Below are 18266 nucleotides of genomic sequence, written 5' to 3' on the forward strand. Positions count from 1 at the left end.
TAGTGTACCTGCGCCCGAAAGCGCTGCAGGCGGCACGCGCATTCGCTATATAATCGCGCCCTTTGCCGCCAAGCAACCGAAAAGACACCGCATGAAAATCCTGCTCGTCCGCCTGTCCAGCATGGGCGATCTGATCCACACCCTGCCTGCCCTTACCGATTTGGCGCGCCATCTGCCGCAGGCCGAACTGCATTGGCTGTGCGAAGCCTCGTTTGCCGACATCGCCCGCCTGCACCCTTTTGTGCGCCGCATCCATACCCTGCGGCTGCGGCAGTGGCGCAAACGCTGGTGGGACGCCGATGTGTGGCGGCAGATCGGCAGCCTGAAAAGCAGCCTGCGCGCCGAAGGCTACGACTGCGTGCTCGATGCCCAAGGCCTGCTTAAAAGCGCGTGGGCGGCGCGGCTCTCCGGCGTGCCGGTTACCGGCTTGGACGCCGCCAGCGCCCGCGAGCCGCTTGCCGCGCGCTTCTACCGGTGCCGCTATCCGGTGGAAAAAGGGCGCGATGCCGTGTGGCGCAACCGCACCCTGTTTGCCCAGGCCTTCGGCTACACCTTCGACGGCGCGGCCGACTTCGGCGTCGAAGTTCCCGCCGCCGGCAGCCTGAACGGTCTGCCGCCGCGCTATTTCGCCGCCCTGCACGCCACCAGCCGCGACAGCAAACTGTGGCCGCAGCCAAACTGGGCGGCGCTGCTCACCGAGCTGCACCGCCGCTACCGTCTGCCGGTGCTGCTGCCCTGGGGCAGCCCTGCGGAAAAGGCGCGCGCCGAAGCGATGGCCGCCGATCTGCCCTTTGCCGTTGTCTGCCCGCCTTTGAACCTGCTTCAGGCTGCCTTTATGCTGCAGGGCGCGCAAGCGGTCATCGGCGTCGATACCGGCCTTCTGCATCTGGCCGACGCTCTCGAGCGGCCGCTGGTCGGCATCTATACCGACAGCGACCCGCACAAAACCGGCGTCCAGCCCTCGCCCCGCGCCCTCAGCCTCGGCGGCATCGGCCAATGCCCGGATGCCGATGAAGCGCTGCTGGCGGTGGAGCGGGTGATGCAGGCAGCCTGAAAGGCAAACATTAAAAAAGCAGCCTGAAAACCGGATGAACGGTTTTCAGGCTGCTTTTTTGCTGGCGGCGGGCGCTCACATAAAGCATTGCAGCAAATCGTTGAGAAAGCGGCGGCCGCGTTCGGTGGGGCGAAAAGCGAGCGGGTCGGCGTCGAGCAGCCCCAAATCCTGCGCTTTTTTCACCGCGGAGGCGACGGCAGACGTGAGCACGCCGGTGCGCTCGGGCAGCAGCGCGGCGGGGACGCCGTCGGTCAGGCGCAGGGCGTTCATCATAAATTCAAAGGCCAGATCGCTATCGGCAATCGGCCGGCGCTCGACGGTGTCCGCCGGATTTTGGCGCATGGCGGCCAGATAGTCGTTGGGATGGCGGCGGCGCACGGTGCGCTCGATGTGGCTGTGGTAGGAAATCTTGCCGTGGGCGCCGGCGCCGATGCCGACGTAGTCGCCAAACTGCCAGTAATTCAGATTGTGCGCGGCGCGCTGGGCGGGCTGCTTGGCAAAGGCGCTGGTTTCGTAGCGCGCAAAGCCGGCAGCGGCCAGCTCGGCGTGGACGGCGTCTTCGATATCGAGCGCGGCATCGTCGTCAGGCAGATCGCGCGGCGGCGTGCGGCCGAACACGGTGTTCGGCTCCATGGTCAGATGATAGGCGCTCAGATGGCTGACGCCGGCGGCAATGGCGGTTTGCACGTCCCGCCGCGCTTCATCAACGCTCTGGCCGGGCAGCGCGTACATCAGATCGACATTGACGCGCTCAAACAGCAGCAGCGCTTCGTCGATGGCGCGACGGGCTTCGCCGCCCTGATGGATGCGGCCGAGCGCCTTGAGTTTGGCGTCGTCGAAACTCTGCACGCCGATTGACAGCCGATTGACGCCGGCATCGCGGAAACCGCGGAATTTCTCGCGCTCGAAGGTGCCGGGATTGGCCTCCAGCGTGATTTCCGCCTGCGGGTTCAGCCGCACCAGCGAGCGCACGCCGCTGAGCAGGCGGTCGATGGAAGCAGCCTGAAACACGCTGGGCGTGCCGCCGCCGATAAACACAGTTTCCACCGGCCGTCCCCAAATATTGGGCAATTCGAGCTGCAGATCGGCCAGCAGCGCGTCGATATAGGCACCCTCGTCGAGCGTGGTTTTGATGCGGTGGGAATTGAAGTCGCAATAGGGGCATTTTTGGATGCACCACGGAATATGGATATACAGCGACAGCGGCGGCAGCGCGCTTAAGGCGGCAGGCCGGTTGAAACGGATGTGCATGGCAGTCGGACGGCAAAAAAAGGCCGCCATTATATAGCGGCGGCGGCCGAAAACGGCAAAGGCAGCCTGAAAAGCATTGCGGCTTTCAGGCTGCCTGCGGGGAGCGGCTATTCTTCGCCGATCAGCGACAATACGGGGCTGGATTTGCGCAGCTCTTCCACTTCGTCGAGCAGGCGCATAATCAGGGCGAGCGCGGGCATGCCGGCGTCGAAATCGCGGCAGATGCGGTGGGCGCGGCGGATGCGGGCGAACTGGTAGCCGCTGTAGCGCGCTTCTTCGGGCGCGCCGCCGACGCTGACGATTTCTTCTTCCACCAATTCCAGCAGCCATTCGCGGCTGCGGCCGGTGGCGCTGAGTATCTGTTCGAAACTTAAGGTGATGTCGGTATCCGGGTTCATGGGGTGTCCTTTCGTTCAATCAGGCCTGATCGGCAAAGTGTTCGGCCAGCTGCTGCCAGGCGGCGCGGTCGGCCTCATTGCGGATGTCGGGCACGGTGATGCGCAGTTTGAGATACAAATCGCCGGCTTCGCGGGCGGGAATGCCTTTGCCTTTTAAGCGGATGGTTTTGCCGCTTTGGCAGTTTTCCGGCAGCGAAACCTGCAGCCGCCCGCCGGCGGTGGCAACGGTGATTTTGCCGCCCAGCACCGCCTGCCAGGGCATGACGTCGATGGTTTGGTAAACGTCTTTTTTGTCTTTCACATACAGATCGGGGCGCTCGTGAAAGCGGATTTTCAGGTAAAGGTCGCCCGCCGGCGCGCCGTTGCGGCCGGGCAGCCCCTGGCCGCTCAAACGGATCTGCTGGCCTTCGCCGATGCCTTTGGGGATTTTGACGTTGAGCGTTTTTTCCTGATAGACGGGGCGGCCGTAGTCGTCGAAAGACGGTACGTTGAGTTTCAGGCTGCGTTCGGCGCCGGTGTAGGCGGCGTAGATGTCCACCGCCAGTTCGGCGTGCTGGTCTTCGCCGCGCTGTGGCTCGCGCGCCTGCGCCTGCTGCTGTTGGCGGAAGGCGGTAAACAAATCTTCAAAATGGAAGTCGCCGGCATCAAAGGGCTCGCCGCCGAAACCGCCGTAGCGGTAGGCAAAGCCGTTTTCAGGCTGCCCGCCGGCGAAGGGATTGCCGTGGGACGCGCCCTGCGGGCGGGCGAGTTCTTCGTCGTAGGCGGCGCGGCGCTCGGGATCGGACAGGGTTTCGTAAGCGAGATTGACGGCCACGGTTTTCTCGGCGGCATCGGGCTCTTTGCTGACGTCGGGGTGGTAGCGGCGCACCAGTTTGCGGTAGGCCTTTTTGATTTCAGCGGCATCGGCATCGGGGGCGACGCCGAGCACTTGGTAATGGGTGGCTTCGGGCATAGTCTGCTCCTTTGGAGTGTGCTTTTGTTTTTTCAGGCAGCCTGAAAAAAAACAAAAGCGGTGGCAAAAACGGTTTTCAGGCTGCTTTGGGCAGCCGCACTTCTACGCGCAGGCCGCTTTGGCCGTCGCGACGGTCGCACAGGCGGATGCTGCCGTGGTAGCGGCGGGTCAGGGTTTGGGCGATGGCCAGCCCCAGGCCGCTGCCTTGTTCGCCACTGCCGAGCACGCGGTAGAAGGGGTCGAACACACGATTGCGCTCGGCGGCCGGGATGCCGGCGCCGCTGTCTTCAACGGCAATCAGGATTTCGTGCGCTTCTTCGCCGGCGGCAAGGTCGATGCGCCCGCCCTCGGGGGTGTAGCGCACGGCGTTGTCGGCCAGGGTTTTGACCAGTAAATAGAGATCGGTTTCGTCGGCTTGGATGCGGCCGGCGGCGGCGGTGATGCCGATGTCCTGCCCTTTGGCTTCGGCCAGCGGCAGCACGTCGGCCAGCACGCGGGCGAAAACGGTCTGCATATCGCTGATGCCGCAATCGCCGCTTTGCAGCGACTGGGCACGCGCCAGCGACAGTAATTGTTCGAGCAGGTGGCGGTGGCGGCGGATGGCCTGCTGGACGTTTTCAAGCTGAGCGCGGGCGGCATCGTCCAATTCGTGGGCGGCCAGGCGCTCGGCCTGCAGCGACAGGGCGGTGAGCGGGCTGCGCATTTCGTGGGCGGCATCGGCGATAAAGCGCTGCTGCTGGCGCATGGCGGCGTCGATTTTTTCCAGCATGCGGTTTACCGCCAGCACGAAGCCCTGCACTTCGGCGGGCAGATCGCGGGTGTCGAGCGCGGCGGTGTCGTCGTCGCGGCGTTTTTGCAGGCTATCGCCCAATTCGCGCAGCGGGCGTAGGGTGCGGCGGACGATGAAAACCACCAGCACGCCGGTCAGCAGCGCCAGCAGCAGCAGCGGCACGGCGCTGCTTTGGGCGGCGGCAAAGGCCTGCTCTTCGCGGTATTCGGTTTCCTGAAACACTACCACGCGCCCGCCGATGCCGTGCTTCACATACACGCGGTAGCTGTCGCCGTCGTGGCGGACATCGTGAAAGCCTTCGCCGCTGTCAGCCGGCAGCGGCAGATAGTGCTTGAGATCGGGCGGGGTGCGCTCGGTTTGAACGAAAATGCGCATATCGTCATCGCCGCCGCCGGCATGGTGCGGCACCACGGCGGTGGGCGAGATGTAGGCGGCAATCTGGCGCAGGGTTTCGTCCTGCACTTCGTAGCTGGCGCGGTAGCTGCGGTAAAAGGCGGCGATGCCGGCAAGGGCGGCGGTTACCAGTGCCAGCACAATCAGCGCGCCCGACAGGCGCAACTGCAACGAATGCAGAAAGGCGGACGGCAGCAAGCGGCGGACAATCGTCATCACGCGCCCTCTTTGGGCACCAGCCAGCCGGCGCCGCGCACGTTTTTGATGTGCTCTTTGCCGATTTTCTTGCGCAGGCCGTGAATCAGGAAATCAACGGCGTTGCTTTCGACTTCTTCGCCCCAGCCGTAGAGTTTGTCTTCCAAATCGGCGCGGGAAAAAATCATGCCCGGCCGCAGCATCAGCGCCTGCAGCAGGGCAAATTCCTTATTGCTCAGGATGATGGTTTCAGGCTGCCCGGCCACGCTCACGCTGCGGGTGGCGGGGTCAAGGGTGATGGCGCCGTTGCTCAGCAGGGCGCTGGCGTGGCCGCCGCGACGGCGCAGCAGGGCGCGGATGCGTGCCAGCAGTTCGGCGGTGTCGAAGGGTTTGACCAGATAGTCGTCGGCGCCGCCGTCAAGTCCGGCCAGCCGGCTGCCGATATCGTCGCGGGCGGTGAGTATCAGCACCGGCAGGCTGTTGCCGCTGCCGCGGATTTTCGCCAGCACGTCCAGCCCGTCGCGGCGCGGCAGCCCCAAATCCAGCAGCAGCAGATCGTATTGCTGCGCGCGCAGGGCGCTGTCGGCGGCGATGCCGTCGGCAACGCGATCGGCGGCATAGCCGGCATCTTTCAGGCTGCCTGTCAGCGCTTCGGCAATCATGTCGTCGTCTTCGGCGAGCAAAATACGCATTGTTTTGTCCTTCATGTGGTTTTCAGGCTGCCTGACAGCCTTAAGCTTGCAGGCAGCCTGAAACGGGGTTCAGCCCAGCGGCATCATTTCGATCTGGTCCATGCTGCGGCCGAGAAAGCGCTCGCCGATGGTACGGAAACGCAGCGGGATGTCGGAAACGTAAAAACGGTAGTCGGGCGCGGGATTGGCGCTGTTGAGCAGGCCGGCATCAGCCAGTGCGCGGGCGGCGGCTTCGGCGGTGGTGAGCGCGGAATCGACCAGCTCGACTTCCTGCGCTTCCTGCCTCAGCAGCGGCTTGAGCAGCGGATAGTGGGTGCAGCCCAAAACCAGCGTGTCGATGCGCTCGGCCAACAGCGGTTTGAGATACTCGCGCACCGTCAGCCGCGTTACTTCGTGGCCGAGCCAGCCTTCTTCCACCAGCGGCACCAGCAGCGGGCAGGACTGCGACTGCACGCGGGCGTCGGGGTGGCGGCTGTGGATGGCGCGGGCGTAGGCGTTGCTGTTTACCGTGGTGGCGGTGGCGATCACGCCGATGTGGCCGTTGCGCGTGGTGGCGAGCGCGGCTTCGGCGCCGGCGGCAATCACGTCGAGCACCGGCATATTGCCCGCCGCCTGCCGCACTTTGTGGCCGGCCACCGCGGCAATGGTGTTGCAGGCAATCACCAGCGCTTTAACGTCTTGGCTGAGCAAAAAATCGACGATTTGCGCGGTAAAGGTTTCGATGGTGCTGCGCGACTTCATGCCGTAGGGCACGCGGGCGGTGTCGCCGAAATAAACGATGTTTTCCATCGGCAGCCGCTCCATCAGCGCACGCACCACGGTCAAACCGCCGACGCCGGAATCAAACACGCCGATCGGGCGCGACTGGTTGCTGTTGCTATCCATTTTGTATCTTCAAGCAGCCTGAAAAAAGAAAGGCGCCATTCTAGCGCAAAGGCGGCGGGCTGTTCCATGCAGGCAGCCTGAAAGCGGCGGCGCGGGCGTTTTCAGGCTGCTTGCGGGCAGCGGCGCGGCGGCTAAATGCCGTGCCAAAACAGCGCCGATAGCGTATCATGCGCCCCTTGCGTGATTGCTCTAAACCCGCATCCGGCAGCCTGAAAACCCGGCGGCGGCGTTTTTTAGCCCTCCGCATGAAAAAAGCAGTAAAATCGCGCCGCATTTTCACCCGCACCGGCGGCCGCCGCGCCGCCCGATGGAGCCATAATGAAACCCGTTTTTCTCGACTTTGAACAACCGATTGCCGAACTGACAAAAAAAATCGAAGAACTGCGCCTGGTGCAGGACGATTCGGCGGTCGATATTTCCGACGAAATCGCCCGTTTGCAGAAAAAAAGCCGCGATTTGGCCAAATCCATTTTCAGCAAACTCACGCCCGCGCAGGTCTCGCAGGTTTCGCGCCACCCGCAGCGCCCCTATACCTTCGACTACATCGCCGCGCTGTGCACCGACTTCCAAGAGCTGCACGGCGATCGTCATTTTGCCGACGACCACGCTATTGTTGGCGGCTTGGCGCGGTTTGACGGCCAGAGCGTTGTTGTGATCGGCCACCAGAAAGGCCGCGACACCAAAGAAAAAATCCGCCGCAACTTCGGCATGCCGCGCCCCGAGGGCTACCGCAAAGCCCTGCGTCTGATGCAGACTGCCGAAAAATTCGGCCTGCCGGTGCTCACTTTCGTCGATACCCCCGGCGCCTACCCCGGCATCGGCGCCGAAGAGCGCAACCAGTCCGAAGCCATCGGCCGCAACCTGTACGAGCTGACCAAGCTCAAAGTGCCGGTGATCTGCACCATTATCGGCGAGGGCGGCTCCGGCGGCGCACTGGCGATTGCCGTCGGCGATTATGTCAACATGCTGCAATACTCCACCTATTCGGTGATTTCGCCCGAAGGCTGCGCGTCGATTCTGTGGAAAACCGCCGAAAAGGCCGCCGATGCCGCCGCCGCGCTGGGCATCACCGCCGATCGGCTGTTCAAGCTCAATCTGATCGACCGCGTCATCGAAGAGCCGCTGGGCGGCGCCCACCGCGACCACGCCGAAACCGCCCGCCGCGTCAAAGAAGTGGTGGCCGAGCAGCTCTCGCAGGCGCAGGCGATGCCGCTCTCCGATTTGCTCGAGCGCCGATTCGGCCGCATCATGGCCTACGGCGAATTTCTGAATAAATAAACCCGAAGGCAGCCTGAAAACGTTTTTCAGGCTGCCTTTGCCGTTTTTCTTTTTGTTTGGCGTTTACCCTATGGCAGGCAATTCCTTCGGACAACTGTTCCGCATCACCACTTTCGGCGAAAGCCACGGCGAAGCCATCGGCTGCATCATCGACGGCTGCCCGCCCGGCTTGGCGCTTAGCGCAGACGACATCCAGCCCGATCTCGACCGCCGCAAACCCGGCACCAGCCGCCACGTTACCCAGCGCCGCGAGGCCGACCGCGTGGAAATCCTTTCCGGCGTCTTCGAGGGCAAAACCACCGGCACCCCCATCGCCCTGCTGATCCGCAACACCGACCAGCGCAGCAAAGACTACGGCGCCATCGCCGAGCAGTTCCGCCCCGGCCATGCCGACTACAGCTACTGGCACAAATACGGCATCCGCGACTACCGCGGCGGCGGCAGAAGTTCCGCCCGCGAAACCGCCGCCCGCGTGGCCGCCGGCGCCGTTGCCAAAAAATGGCTGCGCGAGCGCTTCGGCACCGAAATCGTCTGCTGGGTTACGCAGGTGGGCGAAAAAGCCATCACTTTCGAGGGCGAAGAATTTATCGGCCAGAACCCCTTTTTCGCCGCCAACCGCAGCCAGATCGCCGAATTGGAAGACTATATGGACAGCGTGCGCAAATCGCTCGATTCGGTCGGCGCCCGCCTGCACATCGAAGCGCGGCAGGTGCCAGTGGGCTGGGGCGAGCCGGTGTTCGACCGCCTGGACGCCGACATCGCCCACGCGCTGATGAGCATCAACGCCGTGAAAGCCGTTGCCATCGGCGACGGTTTCGACGCCGTTGCCCAGCGCGGCAGCGTGCACGGCGACGAACTCACGCCGCAGGGCTTTGCCAGCAACCACGCCGGCGGCATACTCGGCGGCATTTCCACCGGCCAGACCATCCGCGCCGATTTTGCCGTCAAGCCCACCAGCTCCATCGCCACCCCGCGCCGCAGCATCGACATCCAGGGCGAGCCGGTAAGCATCGCCACCCACGGCCGCCACGACCCCTGCGTCGGCCTGCGCGCTGCGCCGATTGCCGAAGCGATGCTGGCGCTGGTGCTGATCGACCACGCCCTGCGCCAGCGCGCGCAAAACGCCGATGTCGAAGTGTTCACCCCTGATATCGAACGCGCGCCCAGTCCCTAAACCATAGGCAGCCTGAAAAGCCCGAATCCGGCTTTCAGGCTGCCTTTTGCCGTTTTGGCTTTTCAGGCTGCTTTTAAACTTTAAATCCCATGAAAAACATCGTTATCCTGATTTCCGGCCGCGGCAGCAATATGCAGGCGGTGGTTGAAGCCCGCATTCCCGATGCCCGCGTTGCGCTGGTGCTGTCCAACAAAAGCGACGCCGCCGGCCTGGCGTGGGCGGCGCAACAGGGCATCGCCACCGCCGCGCTGAACCACCGCGACTATGCCGACCGCGCCGCGTTCGATCGCGCGATGATCGCCGAAATCGACCGCCACCGGCCCGATCTGGTATTGCTGGCGGGCTTTATGCGCATCCTGACTCCCGAATTTTGCGCGCATTACGCCGGCCACCTGATCAATATCCATCCCTCGCTGCTGCCGTCCTTCCCCGGCCTGCACACCCACCGCCGCGCCATCGAAGAAGGCTGCCGGCTGGCCGGCTGCACTGTCCACTTCGCCACCGCCGAGCTCGACAGCGGCCCGATTATCGCCCAGGCGGCGGTGCCGGTTTTGGATGGCGACAACGAAGACACCCTTGCCGCGCGCGTGCTGGCAGCCGAACACCGCATTTTGCCGCAGGCGGTGGCCGATTTTCTGGCAGGCAGCCTGAAAACCGACGGCCGCCGCGTGCTCGGCCGCGCCCAAGCCGAAGCCGGCAGCCGGCTGGAAAACTGAATCCCGCTGAAAAAGCCCGCCACGCCGTATGATTCGGCGGCGGTATCCGCTATAATCCCGCCGTTTTTTTGCCTATCCCGTTCAGGAGCTACCGATGAGTGCCATTACCGACATTTTCGCCCGCGAAATTCTCGATTCGCGCGGCAACCCCACCGTAGAATGCGACGTGCTGCTGGAAAGCGGCGTGATGGGTCGCGCCGCCGTACCCAGCGGCGCTTCCACCGGCTCGCGCGAAGCGCTGGAGCTGCGCGACGGTGATGCTGCCCGCTATCTGGGCAAAGGCGTGCTCAAAGCCGTTGAAAACATCAATAACGAAATCGCCCAGGCGCTGATCGGCATCGACGCTTCCGAGCAGGGCTATATCGACCGCATCCTGCTCGATCTGGACGGCACCGACAACAAAGGCCGTCTCGGCGCCAACGCCACGCTGGCGGTATCGCTGGCCGTTGCCCGCGCCGCCGCCGAAGACGCCGGCCTGCCGCTCTACCGCTACTTGGGTGGCGCCGGCCCGATGGCGATGCCGGTACCGATGATGAACGTCATCAACGGCGGCGAACACGCCAACAACAGCCTGGACATCCAGGAATTTATGATTATGCCCGTTGGCGCCCAGTCCTTCCGCGAAGCGCTGCGCTGCGGCGCCGAAGTCTTCCACGCGCTGAAAAAACTGTGCGACGGTAAAGGCTTCCCCACCACCGTCGGCGACGAAGGCGGCTTCGCCCCCAATCTCGGCAGCCACCAGGAAGCGCTGGAGCTGATTCAGGAAGCGGTAGCCGCAGCCGGCTACACCGTCGGCGAAGACGTGGTATTCGCGCTCGACTGCGCCTCCAGCGAGTTCTACCGCGACGGCAAATATCACCTGTCCGCCGAAGGTCTGGCGCTCTCCAGCGCAGAATTTGCCGACTACCTGGCCGACTTGGTGGAAAAATTCCCCATCGTTTCCATCGAAGACGGCATGGACGAGAACGACCGCGACGGCTGGAAGCTGCTCACCGCCAAACTCGGCGGCAAAGTGCAGCTGGTGGGCGACGATTTATTCGTTACCAACCCCGCCATCCTGGCCGAAGGCATCAAAGACGGCATCGCCAATGCCCTCTTGGTAAAAGTGAACCAAATCGGCACCCTGAGCGAAACCCTGCAGGCCGTCGATCTGGCCAAGCGCCACCGCTACGCCAGCGTAATGAGCCACCGCTCGGGCGAAACCGAAGATTCCACCATCGCCGATCTGGCCGTGGCCACCAACTGCATGCAGATCAAAACCGGCTCGCTCTCGCGCTCCGACCGCATGGCCAAATACAACCAGCTTCTGCGCATCGAAGAAGAGCTGGGCGATGTCGCCTACTACCCCGGCCGCGAAGCCTTCTACCAACTCAAAGCGTAACTGTTTTTTCAGGCTGCCTGAACCTGCGGTTTTTTCAGGCAGCCTGAAAACGAAAGGCACACCGTGAAATACATTACCTTCATCCTGCTGGCCATTCTCGGCGGCCTGCATTTTCAAATCTGGAAACCCGGCGGCCTGCGCGCCCAATACGCCGAAGCCAGCGCCCAAGCCGCCGATTTTGCCAGCCGCAACGAAGGCGCGCGCATCAACAACAACATCCTGCGCGCCGAAGTCGAAGACCTGAAAAACGGCTACGAAGCCGTAACCGAGCTGGCCCGCTTCCAGCTGGGCTACATCCGCGACGGCGAAATCTACTACGACTTAAGCCACGGCGAAGAGCCATAAACACCCGCCCGCAGCAGCCGCGTGCCAACGGCAAACAACCCAAAGCAGCCTGAAAAGCCCTTGCGCTTTTCAGGCTGCTTTTTCGTTGCAGTTTCAACAGCAGAATCTGCGTTAATGTCGGCATTATGCAACGCTTTGATTGCGGTTTTTGTTGCCCAAAACGCCTAAAACGAAAGCAAAATGCGTTTTATTTGCAAGATGTTTGCGCGGCATCAAACAAAACGGCTCCCACCTGCGGTTTAGCGGTGGCGCAACATAACGGCCGTCCGCATAATCGCCGTTTTCCAACCCCGCAACCGCAAAGGAGCTTTAATGAAACTGCGTCTGTCCCTGCTGGCCGCACTGTGCGCCGCTTCCCTTTCCACCGCTGCTGCCGCCCATTCGGGCTGGTCCTACACCGGCGACGACGGCCCCGAACACTGGGGCAATCTGAGCCCAGCCTACGCCACCTGCCAGAGCGGAAAAAACCAGTCGCCGGTGGATTTGGCCGCCGGTTCGGCCACCGCGGTCAACCGCACCGCCTTTCGTTACGGTCCGATGAACTACAGCGTGGAAAACAACGGCCACACCATCCAGGCCACACCCGCCGAAGCCAACCAGTCGCTGAAGCTCGGCGGCAAGACCTTCACCTTTAAGCAGTTTCACTTCCACACCCCCAGCGAGCACACTTTCGACGGCAAATACTTCCCGATGGAAGCGCATTTCGTCCACCAGTCCGACAGCGGCGAATTGGCGGTGCTGGGCGTGATGTTTGTCGAGGGCAAAGAAAACCCCGCGCTCAAACCGCTGCTGGCGCAGCCGCTCAAAGCCGGCGAAAAAGCCGAGCTGGCCGACAAACTCGACATCATGCCGATGTTCCCGCGCGGGCAGAAGCACTACCGGCTCAACGGTTCGCTGACCACCCCACCCTGCAGCGAGGGCGTGAACTGGATTGTTTTCAAACATCCGGTTAGCGCCAGCAAAGCGCAGCTTGAAGCCATGCGCGCTATGATCGGCCACGACAACAACCGCCCCGTGCAGCCGCTGAACGCGCGGATTGTGGTCGAGGAATAAAGCGCCGCTTAACGCGGCATCCGGCCGCCGGAGCCCCTGGCTTCCGGCGGTTTTTTGTCTGCCGCTTTTTCAGGCTGCCTGTCAGTCAAAAGCAGCCTGAAAAGCAAAAAACAAAACATTCCAAACAAAACTTAGCAAAATCCGCCACAAAAAGTATAATCGCAATCGCTTCTTATATTATCAACCGAATTATCGGATGATTGTCCCGCTTCCCAAACCCAACACAAGGAATCTCCATGAAAATCCTCCGCCCCCGCAGCCGTCCTACTCTGATTGCCCTGGCGCTGGTGCCGCTGTTTGCTTTCGGCCAGGACGCGACCGAACTCGAAACCGTCAAGGTAACCGGCTCGCGCCCCGAATCGCTCAACCAAGGCTATTCCACCGACGGCACATATGCGCCGCTGGGCATCGGCATGACCCTGCGCGAAACGCCGCAAAGCGTGAGCGTAACCACCTCCAAACAGATGGAAGACTGGAAACTCGACAGCCTGCGCAAAGTGATGGAGCAGACCAACGGCGTCACCGTGAAAAGCGGCAGCGGCGGCAGCGACCGCTATGCCGGGCTGCACTCGCGCGGCATGGAAGTGAAAAACTTCCAGATGGACGGCGTGCCCTACCGCAGCTCCGGTTTCAGCAAAGACTCGTGGACAGGCTGGGGCGGCGTGGATACCCGCGCGCTCGACCGCGTGGAAGTGCTGCGCGGCGCGTCCGCCCTCTTGGGCGGCACGGGCGATCCCTCCGCACAAGTGAGCCTCGTGCGCAAACGTCCCACCAAAGACTTCAAAGCCGAAATCAGCACCGAAATCGGCAACCACAGCCGTTGGGGCGTGAACGGCGACGTTTCAGGCAGCCTGAACGCCGAGGGCAGCCTGCGCGCTCGCATCGTGGCGGGGCACGAGCGTAGCGGCTACATGATTGAAGACGCAAAAATGCGCAACAGCAGCCTCTATGCCGTGGCCGAATGGGATGCCGCCCCCGCCACCACCCTCTCCGTCGGCACCCAGCTGCAAAACCGCCGCGAAACCGACACCCCCATCTTCCTGCCCACCGCCTACGACAGCGAAGGCTACCCGCTGAAAAACGAAATCAGCCGCCACGCCAACAATTCGCCCAAAGGCACATCCTACAAATACAGCAGCCGCAACGTGTTCGCCGAAGTACGCCACCGCTTTTCGCCCGACTGGAAAACCAAGCTCGAATACAACTGGACGCGCAACACCATACACGACCGCCAAGGCTACGCGGCGATGAAAACCGACCACGACACCCGCCAAATCGACCTGCTCGAAACCGATTCGAGCGAAAAAAGCACCACCCACAGCTTCGCCGCCTCGGTGGACGGCAAATACAACCTTCTCGGCCGCAAACACGACATCCTGTTCGGCATCAGCGGCTTCAACACCAAAAACCGCGCCCCCAGCCGCTTTGCCCGTTACGACAACGCCTTCGGCCTGCACGACTTTCTAAATAACCGCAGCCTGCGCCCGGCCAACCCCGTACCCGACGCGGAATACACCGCCGACGACGACATCCGTGCCCGCCAGTTCGGCGGCTACTTCGCCACCCGCTTCCGCCCCACCGAGCGCCTCGCCCTGATCGGCGGCGCGCGCTACAGCCGCATCACCATGCAAAAAGCCGAACACGTCGCAGGCACAAACGAAAAAGTAAGCCGCAGCAAAGCCACCCCCTACATCGGCGCGGTGTACGACCTCACCGACCAACTCTCCGCCTACACCAGCTACGGCACCTCCTTCGAGCCCGTGTTCGACAAAGGCCAAGACGGACGCTTCCTCAAACCCACCACCGGCCGCAACATCGAAATCGGCCTCAAAGGCGAATTTTTCGACCAACGCCTCAACGTCTCCGCCGCCCTCTTTGACACCCGCAAAAACGGCATGCCCAAATACGTGGAAAGCGGCGACTACTACGTTTCCGAAGACAACATCCGCACACGCGGCTTTGAAACCGAAGCCGCCGGCCGCATTAACGACAACTGGTTCGTCAGCGCAGGCTACACCGTGCAAAACCGCAAAGGCGGCGAAGACTCCTACGAAGCCGACCTGCCGCGCCACCAAATCAAACTCGCCACCACCTATGATTTGAACGAGCGTCTCACCCTCGGCGGCAGCCTGCGCTGGCAGAGCAAAACCAGCAACATCAACAAAAGCGCGCTGGCCGACGAAAACGACGCTCCCTCGCTCGAACGCGCCCGCAAGTCTGCCACCCAGAAAGCCTACACCCTGGTTGACCTGATGGCCGCCTACCGCATCAACAAAAACGCCGAAGTTACGCTCAATATCAACAATCTCTTCAACACCCGTTACCGCACCCTTTCCACCTTCCTTGCCTACGGCGAAGGGCGCAATGCGGTGCTGGGATTCAAATACCGCTTCTAAACGGCAAAAAAGCAGCCTGAAAACTTTTAGCTTCGCAACTCCGCTACGCTACACAGGCTGCTTTTTTGCATCCGCACCACCGCATCTGTTTGAATCTATCTGCGGGAACTGCATCCCAAGCCGTGCGGCACAAAGCAAAGGCAGCCTGAAAGTTTTCAGGCTGCCTTTGCGTGCCGATGCCGGCGCAGTATTTGGCTTAGTGGTTTACCGAAGTTTCCACGCCGCCTTTGATTTCGCCGTACACCTCGTTTTGTGCCTGCGAACCCTGCGCGGCACAGGCGGCAAGGGTAGCGGCGGCCAATGCCAGTACGGCCAGTTTTTTCAGTGTGTTCATATTGTTTCCTTTCTGTTTGAAGGACGGTTGCAAAGCGCGGATTATATTTCAGGCTGCCGGCCAGGGCAAAAAGCAGCCTGAAAGCCGCCACCACCGCTTTCAGGCTGCTTTTTGCCGCGGACTCAGCCGCGCCAGAAACCCTGTTTTTTCAGAAAGGCCGCCAGCCGCTCGGCAAACAGGGCGTAGCCGCGCGCGTTGGCGTGGATGGCGTCGGATCTTAAACCGGCGTCGCTGAGAATGTCTGCCCAGCCGCCGGCAAACAGCGGCACGCGGTATTCGCCGGCCAAATCGGCGTACAGCGGATGGTCCGACAGGCTGCCGACCAGCGCACCGAGACTGGGCTGCGGCTCGGCAATCAGCACCAGCGGCACGCCGGCGGCCTGCACGGCGGCGATGGTGCTGCCGATGTGGCGGCGGGTTTCGGCTTCGGCAACGCGGCGCAGAAAATCGTTGCCGCCGATGCCCAGCAGCACCAGCTTGGGCGACTGCTTCATCAGCGCCGGCAGCCGCGCCAGCGCCTGCTGCGAAGTGTCGCCGGACACGCCGCCGTTGACCAACTGCCAGCCGGTCAGTTCTGACAGCTTGCGCGGATAGGCGGCTTCGGGCGGCGCGCCGTAGCCGTAGGTCAGCGAGTCGCCGAGCGCCAGCACCGTTGCGCCGCGCGGCAGGGCGCTGTGTTTGGCGCCGCGGGCGCAGGCGGCCAGCAGCAGGGCGGCGGTGCCGAACAGAAAATGGCGGCGGTCGGTGGTCATGGGTTTCCTTTCACAGTTATCCGGCTGCGCCGAAAAAATGCTTGGGCGCTGTCCGAACCGGAATAAGCGGCGTTTTCAGGCTGCCTGCAGCCTGAAAAAAGCAGCCTGAAAGCCCGTTTTGCGCTTTCAGGCTGCTTTTTCGTAACGCCGGCGGGATGTTCAGCTTTCTTCGTCCTGCAGATTGAGTTTTTTCAGTAGGGCGTCGGTTTTATCGGGGTCTTCGTTGCGGGTCAGGCGCAGGATGTCGTGCTCGAGATCGGCGATGCGGCTGTGCAGCACCACGTCTTTCACCGCCAGCAGGTTGCTGCTGTTCATGGAAAAACGGCGCAGGCCGAGACCGAGCAGCAATCGGGTGTAGCGCGGGTCGCCGGCCATTTCGCCGCACACGGATACCGGCTTGCCCATGCGGTTGGCGGTGCGGATGATGTGGGCGAGCAGGCGCACCACGGCGGGGTGGGCGGGCTGGTAGAGATAGGCGACGGCATCGTCGCCGCGATCGACCGACAGGGTGTATTGGATCAGATCGTTGGTGCCGATGGATACGAAGTCGAGATATTTGAGCAGGCTGGACACGGTGAGTGCGGCGGACGGGATTTCGATCATGCAGCCGACTTCGATGTCGCCGAAGGCTTCGCCGCGCTCGGTGAGCTGGCGGCGGGCGGTGTCCAGGTGGATCAGGCTTTGTTTGAGCTCGGACAGGCTGGAAATCATCGGCCACATCATTTTGATTTTGCCGAACACGGCGGCGCGCAAAATGGCGCGCATCTGGGTGCGGAACATCACCGGCTCGGCGTGGCACAGACGGATACCGGTCAGCCCCAGCGCGGGGTTGGCGGCGGCGTTGGGCGTGCCGTGGCCGCCGAACCAGCGCGGGTTTTTATCCACGCCCAAATCGACGGTGCGGATGGTGCATTCTTTGCCTTTGAGTTTTTTAACGGTTTCGGCGTAGGCGTGAAACAGCTCGTCTTCGTCGGGCAGGTTGTCGCGGTTGAGATAGAGAAACTCGCTGCGCAGCAGGCCGACGCCGTCGGCGCCGAGCTTGAGCAGGTTTTTGACTTCGCCGGCGCTTTCGATATTGGCCAAGAGTTCGATCTCTTCGCCGTCGAGCGTAGTGGCGGCGGTGTTTTTGAGTTTGTTGAGCTGGCGCTGGCGGCTTTTGTATTCGCGCAGCAGACGGCGGTATTCGGCGAGCACGATTTCGTCGGGCTCGATAATCAGGGTGCCGGTGATGCCGTCCACCACCACCCATTCGTGTTCGCTGATCAGCGCACGGGCGTTGCCCAAACCGATTACCGACGGAATGTTCAGGCTGCGGCCGAGTATGGCGGTGTGGCTGGTGGCGCCGCCGGCGTCGGTTACGAAGCCTTCGATGCGCTGGTCTTTGAAATAAACGGTATCGGCGGGGGAAAGGTCGTGGGCGATCAGAATGGTGTCGTCCAGCAGATTGGCATCGAGATTGATTTCGGTGCTCTGGCCGGCCAGGTTTTTCTGGATGCGCTCGACCACCTGCAGCATATCCTGCTTGCGGGTGCGCAGGTATTCGTCGCCGATGTCGTCAAACTGGCGGCTTAAGCGCTCGGTTTGGATGCTCAGCGCCCATTCGGCGTTGATCTGGCGCTCGAACAGAATGTCCACCGGCTCGCGCGACAGGGTAACGTCGGCCAGCAGCATCAGGTGCAGCGAGATAAAGGCGCCCAGCTCGGTGGGGGCGTTTTCGGGAATGGCGCTGCGCAGCTGCTCGAGCTGGCGGCGGGTGGTTTTGACCGCGGCTTCGTAACGCTCGGCCTCGGCCGCCAGCGCCTCGGGCGGCAAATCGAGCTGCGGCACTTCGGCCACCCCGCGCCGCACCAGATGGGCGCGGCCGATGGCGATCCCGCCGCCTGCGGCATAACCGTGCAGCACAATCACCTTATTCTCCTTCGCCGAAGAAATCGGCCACCAGCGCGGTCAGTTCGGCCATCGCCTGCGCTTCGTCGGCGCCGTCGGTTTCGATTTCGATGGTACTGCCCTGCGCCGCCGCCAGCATCATCAGCCCCATAATGCTTTTGCCGTTTACCCGCTTGCCCTTGCGGCTGACCCACACTTCGGCGGCAAAACGGCCGGCAGTTTGGGTGAACTTGGCCGACGCGCGCGCGTGCAGCCCGAGTTTGTTGACGATTTCGACTTCCTGTTTGAGCATGGCCGTTACCTTTGGTCTGCGGGTGAGAACTGTGCTTTCAGGCTGCCT

The 18266-nt window shown here is 62.5% G+C and carries 18 protein-coding genes; 8 read left to right on the forward strand and 10 right to left on the reverse strand.

The annotated features are described in order from the left end of the window. Positions 1 to 91 precede the first annotated feature (91 nt). A complete protein-coding gene (gene waaC, locus MB824_RS04330) occupies positions 92 to 1054 on the forward strand; it encodes a lipopolysaccharide heptosyltransferase I (protein ID WP_238746288.1) in 963 nt (320 codons plus the stop codon). Positions 1055 to 1129: 75 nt separating this feature from the next. Here the strand turns inward: waaC and hemW are convergent, their stop codons facing one another. The 6 genes from hemW to murI all read right to left on the reverse strand — a co-directional run bounded on the left by hemW (position 1130) and on the right by murI (position 6610). After that, complete coding sequence (gene hemW / locus MB824_RS04335; RefSeq protein ID WP_238746290.1) at positions 1130 to 2305, reverse strand: radical SAM family heme chaperone HemW; 1176 nt, start codon at positions 2303 to 2305, stop codon at positions 1130 to 1132. Between the two features lie 107 nt (positions 2306 to 2412). Next, entirely contained in the window at positions 2413 to 2703 is a 291-nt protein-coding gene (locus MB824_RS04340; protein WP_238746292.1) for a chaperone modulator CbpM, read from the reverse strand. A 19-nt stretch (positions 2704 to 2722) separates the two neighbouring features. Next, on the reverse strand, positions 2723 to 3655 hold the full coding sequence (locus MB824_RS04345; RefSeq protein WP_238746294.1) for a DnaJ C-terminal domain-containing protein: 933 nt from the start codon (positions 3653 to 3655) through the stop codon (positions 2723 to 2725). Between the two features lie 76 nt (positions 3656 to 3731). After that, positions 3732 to 5054, reverse strand: coding sequence for a sensor histidine kinase (locus MB824_RS04350; RefSeq protein ID WP_238746296.1), 1323 nt, complete (start codon positions 5052 to 5054; stop codon positions 3732 to 3734). Continuing rightward, entirely contained in the window at positions 5054 to 5725 is a 672-nt protein-coding gene (locus tag MB824_RS04355; protein WP_238746298.1) for a response regulator, read from the reverse strand. Before MB824_RS04355 ends, MB824_RS04350 begins: the two co-directional genes overlap by 1 nt. A gap of 69 nt (positions 5726 to 5794) precedes the next feature. Next, positions 5795 to 6610, reverse strand: a complete 816-nt coding sequence (gene murI, locus MB824_RS04360) for a glutamate racemase (protein ID WP_238746300.1) — start codon at positions 6608 to 6610, stop codon at positions 5795 to 5797. 318 nt (positions 6611 to 6928) lie between these two features. Between murI and MB824_RS04365 the strand changes: the two genes are divergently transcribed. The 7 genes from MB824_RS04365 (at position 6929) to MB824_RS04395 (ending at position 14953) form a co-directional block, all read left to right on the forward strand. After that, entirely contained in the window at positions 6929 to 7888 is a 960-nt protein-coding gene (locus MB824_RS04365; RefSeq protein WP_238746302.1) for an acetyl-CoA carboxylase carboxyltransferase subunit alpha, read from the forward strand. Between the two features lie 70 nt (positions 7889 to 7958). Next, positions 7959 to 9062 (forward strand): chorismate synthase, encoded by a 1104-nt coding sequence (aroC, locus tag MB824_RS04370; protein ID WP_238746303.1) that lies wholly within the window; start codon positions 7959 to 7961, stop codon positions 9060 to 9062. A gap of 89 nt (positions 9063 to 9151) precedes the next feature. Beyond that, the gene (gene purN, locus MB824_RS04375; protein WP_238746304.1) at positions 9152 to 9778 is read left to right on the forward strand and encodes a phosphoribosylglycinamide formyltransferase; all 627 of its coding nucleotides are present in this window, start codon (positions 9152 to 9154) and stop codon (positions 9776 to 9778) included. 94 nt (positions 9779 to 9872) lie between these two features. Next, positions 9873 to 11159, forward strand: coding sequence for a phosphopyruvate hydratase (gene eno, locus MB824_RS04380; protein ID WP_238746305.1), 1287 nt, complete (start codon positions 9873 to 9875; stop codon positions 11157 to 11159). Between the two features lie 63 nt (positions 11160 to 11222). Continuing rightward, positions 11223 to 11504 (forward strand): septum formation initiator family protein, encoded by a 282-nt coding sequence (locus tag MB824_RS04385; RefSeq protein ID WP_238746306.1) that lies wholly within the window; start codon positions 11223 to 11225, stop codon positions 11502 to 11504. A 312-nt stretch (positions 11505 to 11816) separates the two neighbouring features. Beyond that, on the forward strand, positions 11817 to 12557 hold the full coding sequence (locus MB824_RS04390) for a carbonic anhydrase (RefSeq protein ID WP_238746307.1): 741 nt from the start codon (positions 11817 to 11819) through the stop codon (positions 12555 to 12557). A 236-nt stretch (positions 12558 to 12793) separates the two neighbouring features. Beyond that, a complete protein-coding gene (locus tag MB824_RS04395) occupies positions 12794 to 14953 on the forward strand; it encodes a TonB-dependent siderophore receptor (RefSeq protein ID WP_238746308.1) in 2160 nt (719 codons plus the stop codon). 196 nt (positions 14954 to 15149) lie between these two features. Here MB824_RS04395 and MB824_RS04400 read toward each other — a convergent pair whose 3' ends face one another. The 4 genes from MB824_RS04400 to MB824_RS04415 all read right to left on the reverse strand — a co-directional run bounded on the left by MB824_RS04400 (position 15150) and on the right by MB824_RS04415 (position 18218). Beyond that, a complete protein-coding gene (locus MB824_RS04400; protein ID WP_238746310.1) occupies positions 15150 to 15287 on the reverse strand; it encodes a hypothetical protein in 138 nt (45 codons plus the stop codon). A 122-nt stretch (positions 15288 to 15409) separates the two neighbouring features. Further along, entirely contained in the window at positions 15410 to 16039 is a 630-nt protein-coding gene (locus tag MB824_RS04405; RefSeq protein WP_238746312.1) for a GDSL-type esterase/lipase family protein, read from the reverse strand. Positions 16040 to 16198: 159 nt separating this feature from the next. Continuing rightward, positions 16199 to 17947 carry a phosphoenolpyruvate--protein phosphotransferase gene (ptsP, locus tag MB824_RS04410; RefSeq protein WP_238746313.1) on the reverse strand — a complete coding sequence of 583 codons (1749 nt, stop codon included), beginning with the start codon at positions 17945 to 17947 and terminating at the stop codon, positions 16199 to 16201. Position 17948: 1 nt separating this feature from the next. Continuing rightward, complete coding sequence (locus MB824_RS04415) at positions 17949 to 18218, reverse strand: HPr family phosphocarrier protein (protein WP_238746314.1); 270 nt, start codon at positions 18216 to 18218, stop codon at positions 17949 to 17951. Positions 18219 to 18266 lie beyond the last annotated feature (48 nt).

Origin of the sequence: Kingella pumchi (assembly GCF_022288825.1) — a bacterium.
GTDB lineage: Bacteria > Pseudomonadota > Gammaproteobacteria > Burkholderiales > Neisseriaceae > Kingella_D > Kingella_D pumchi.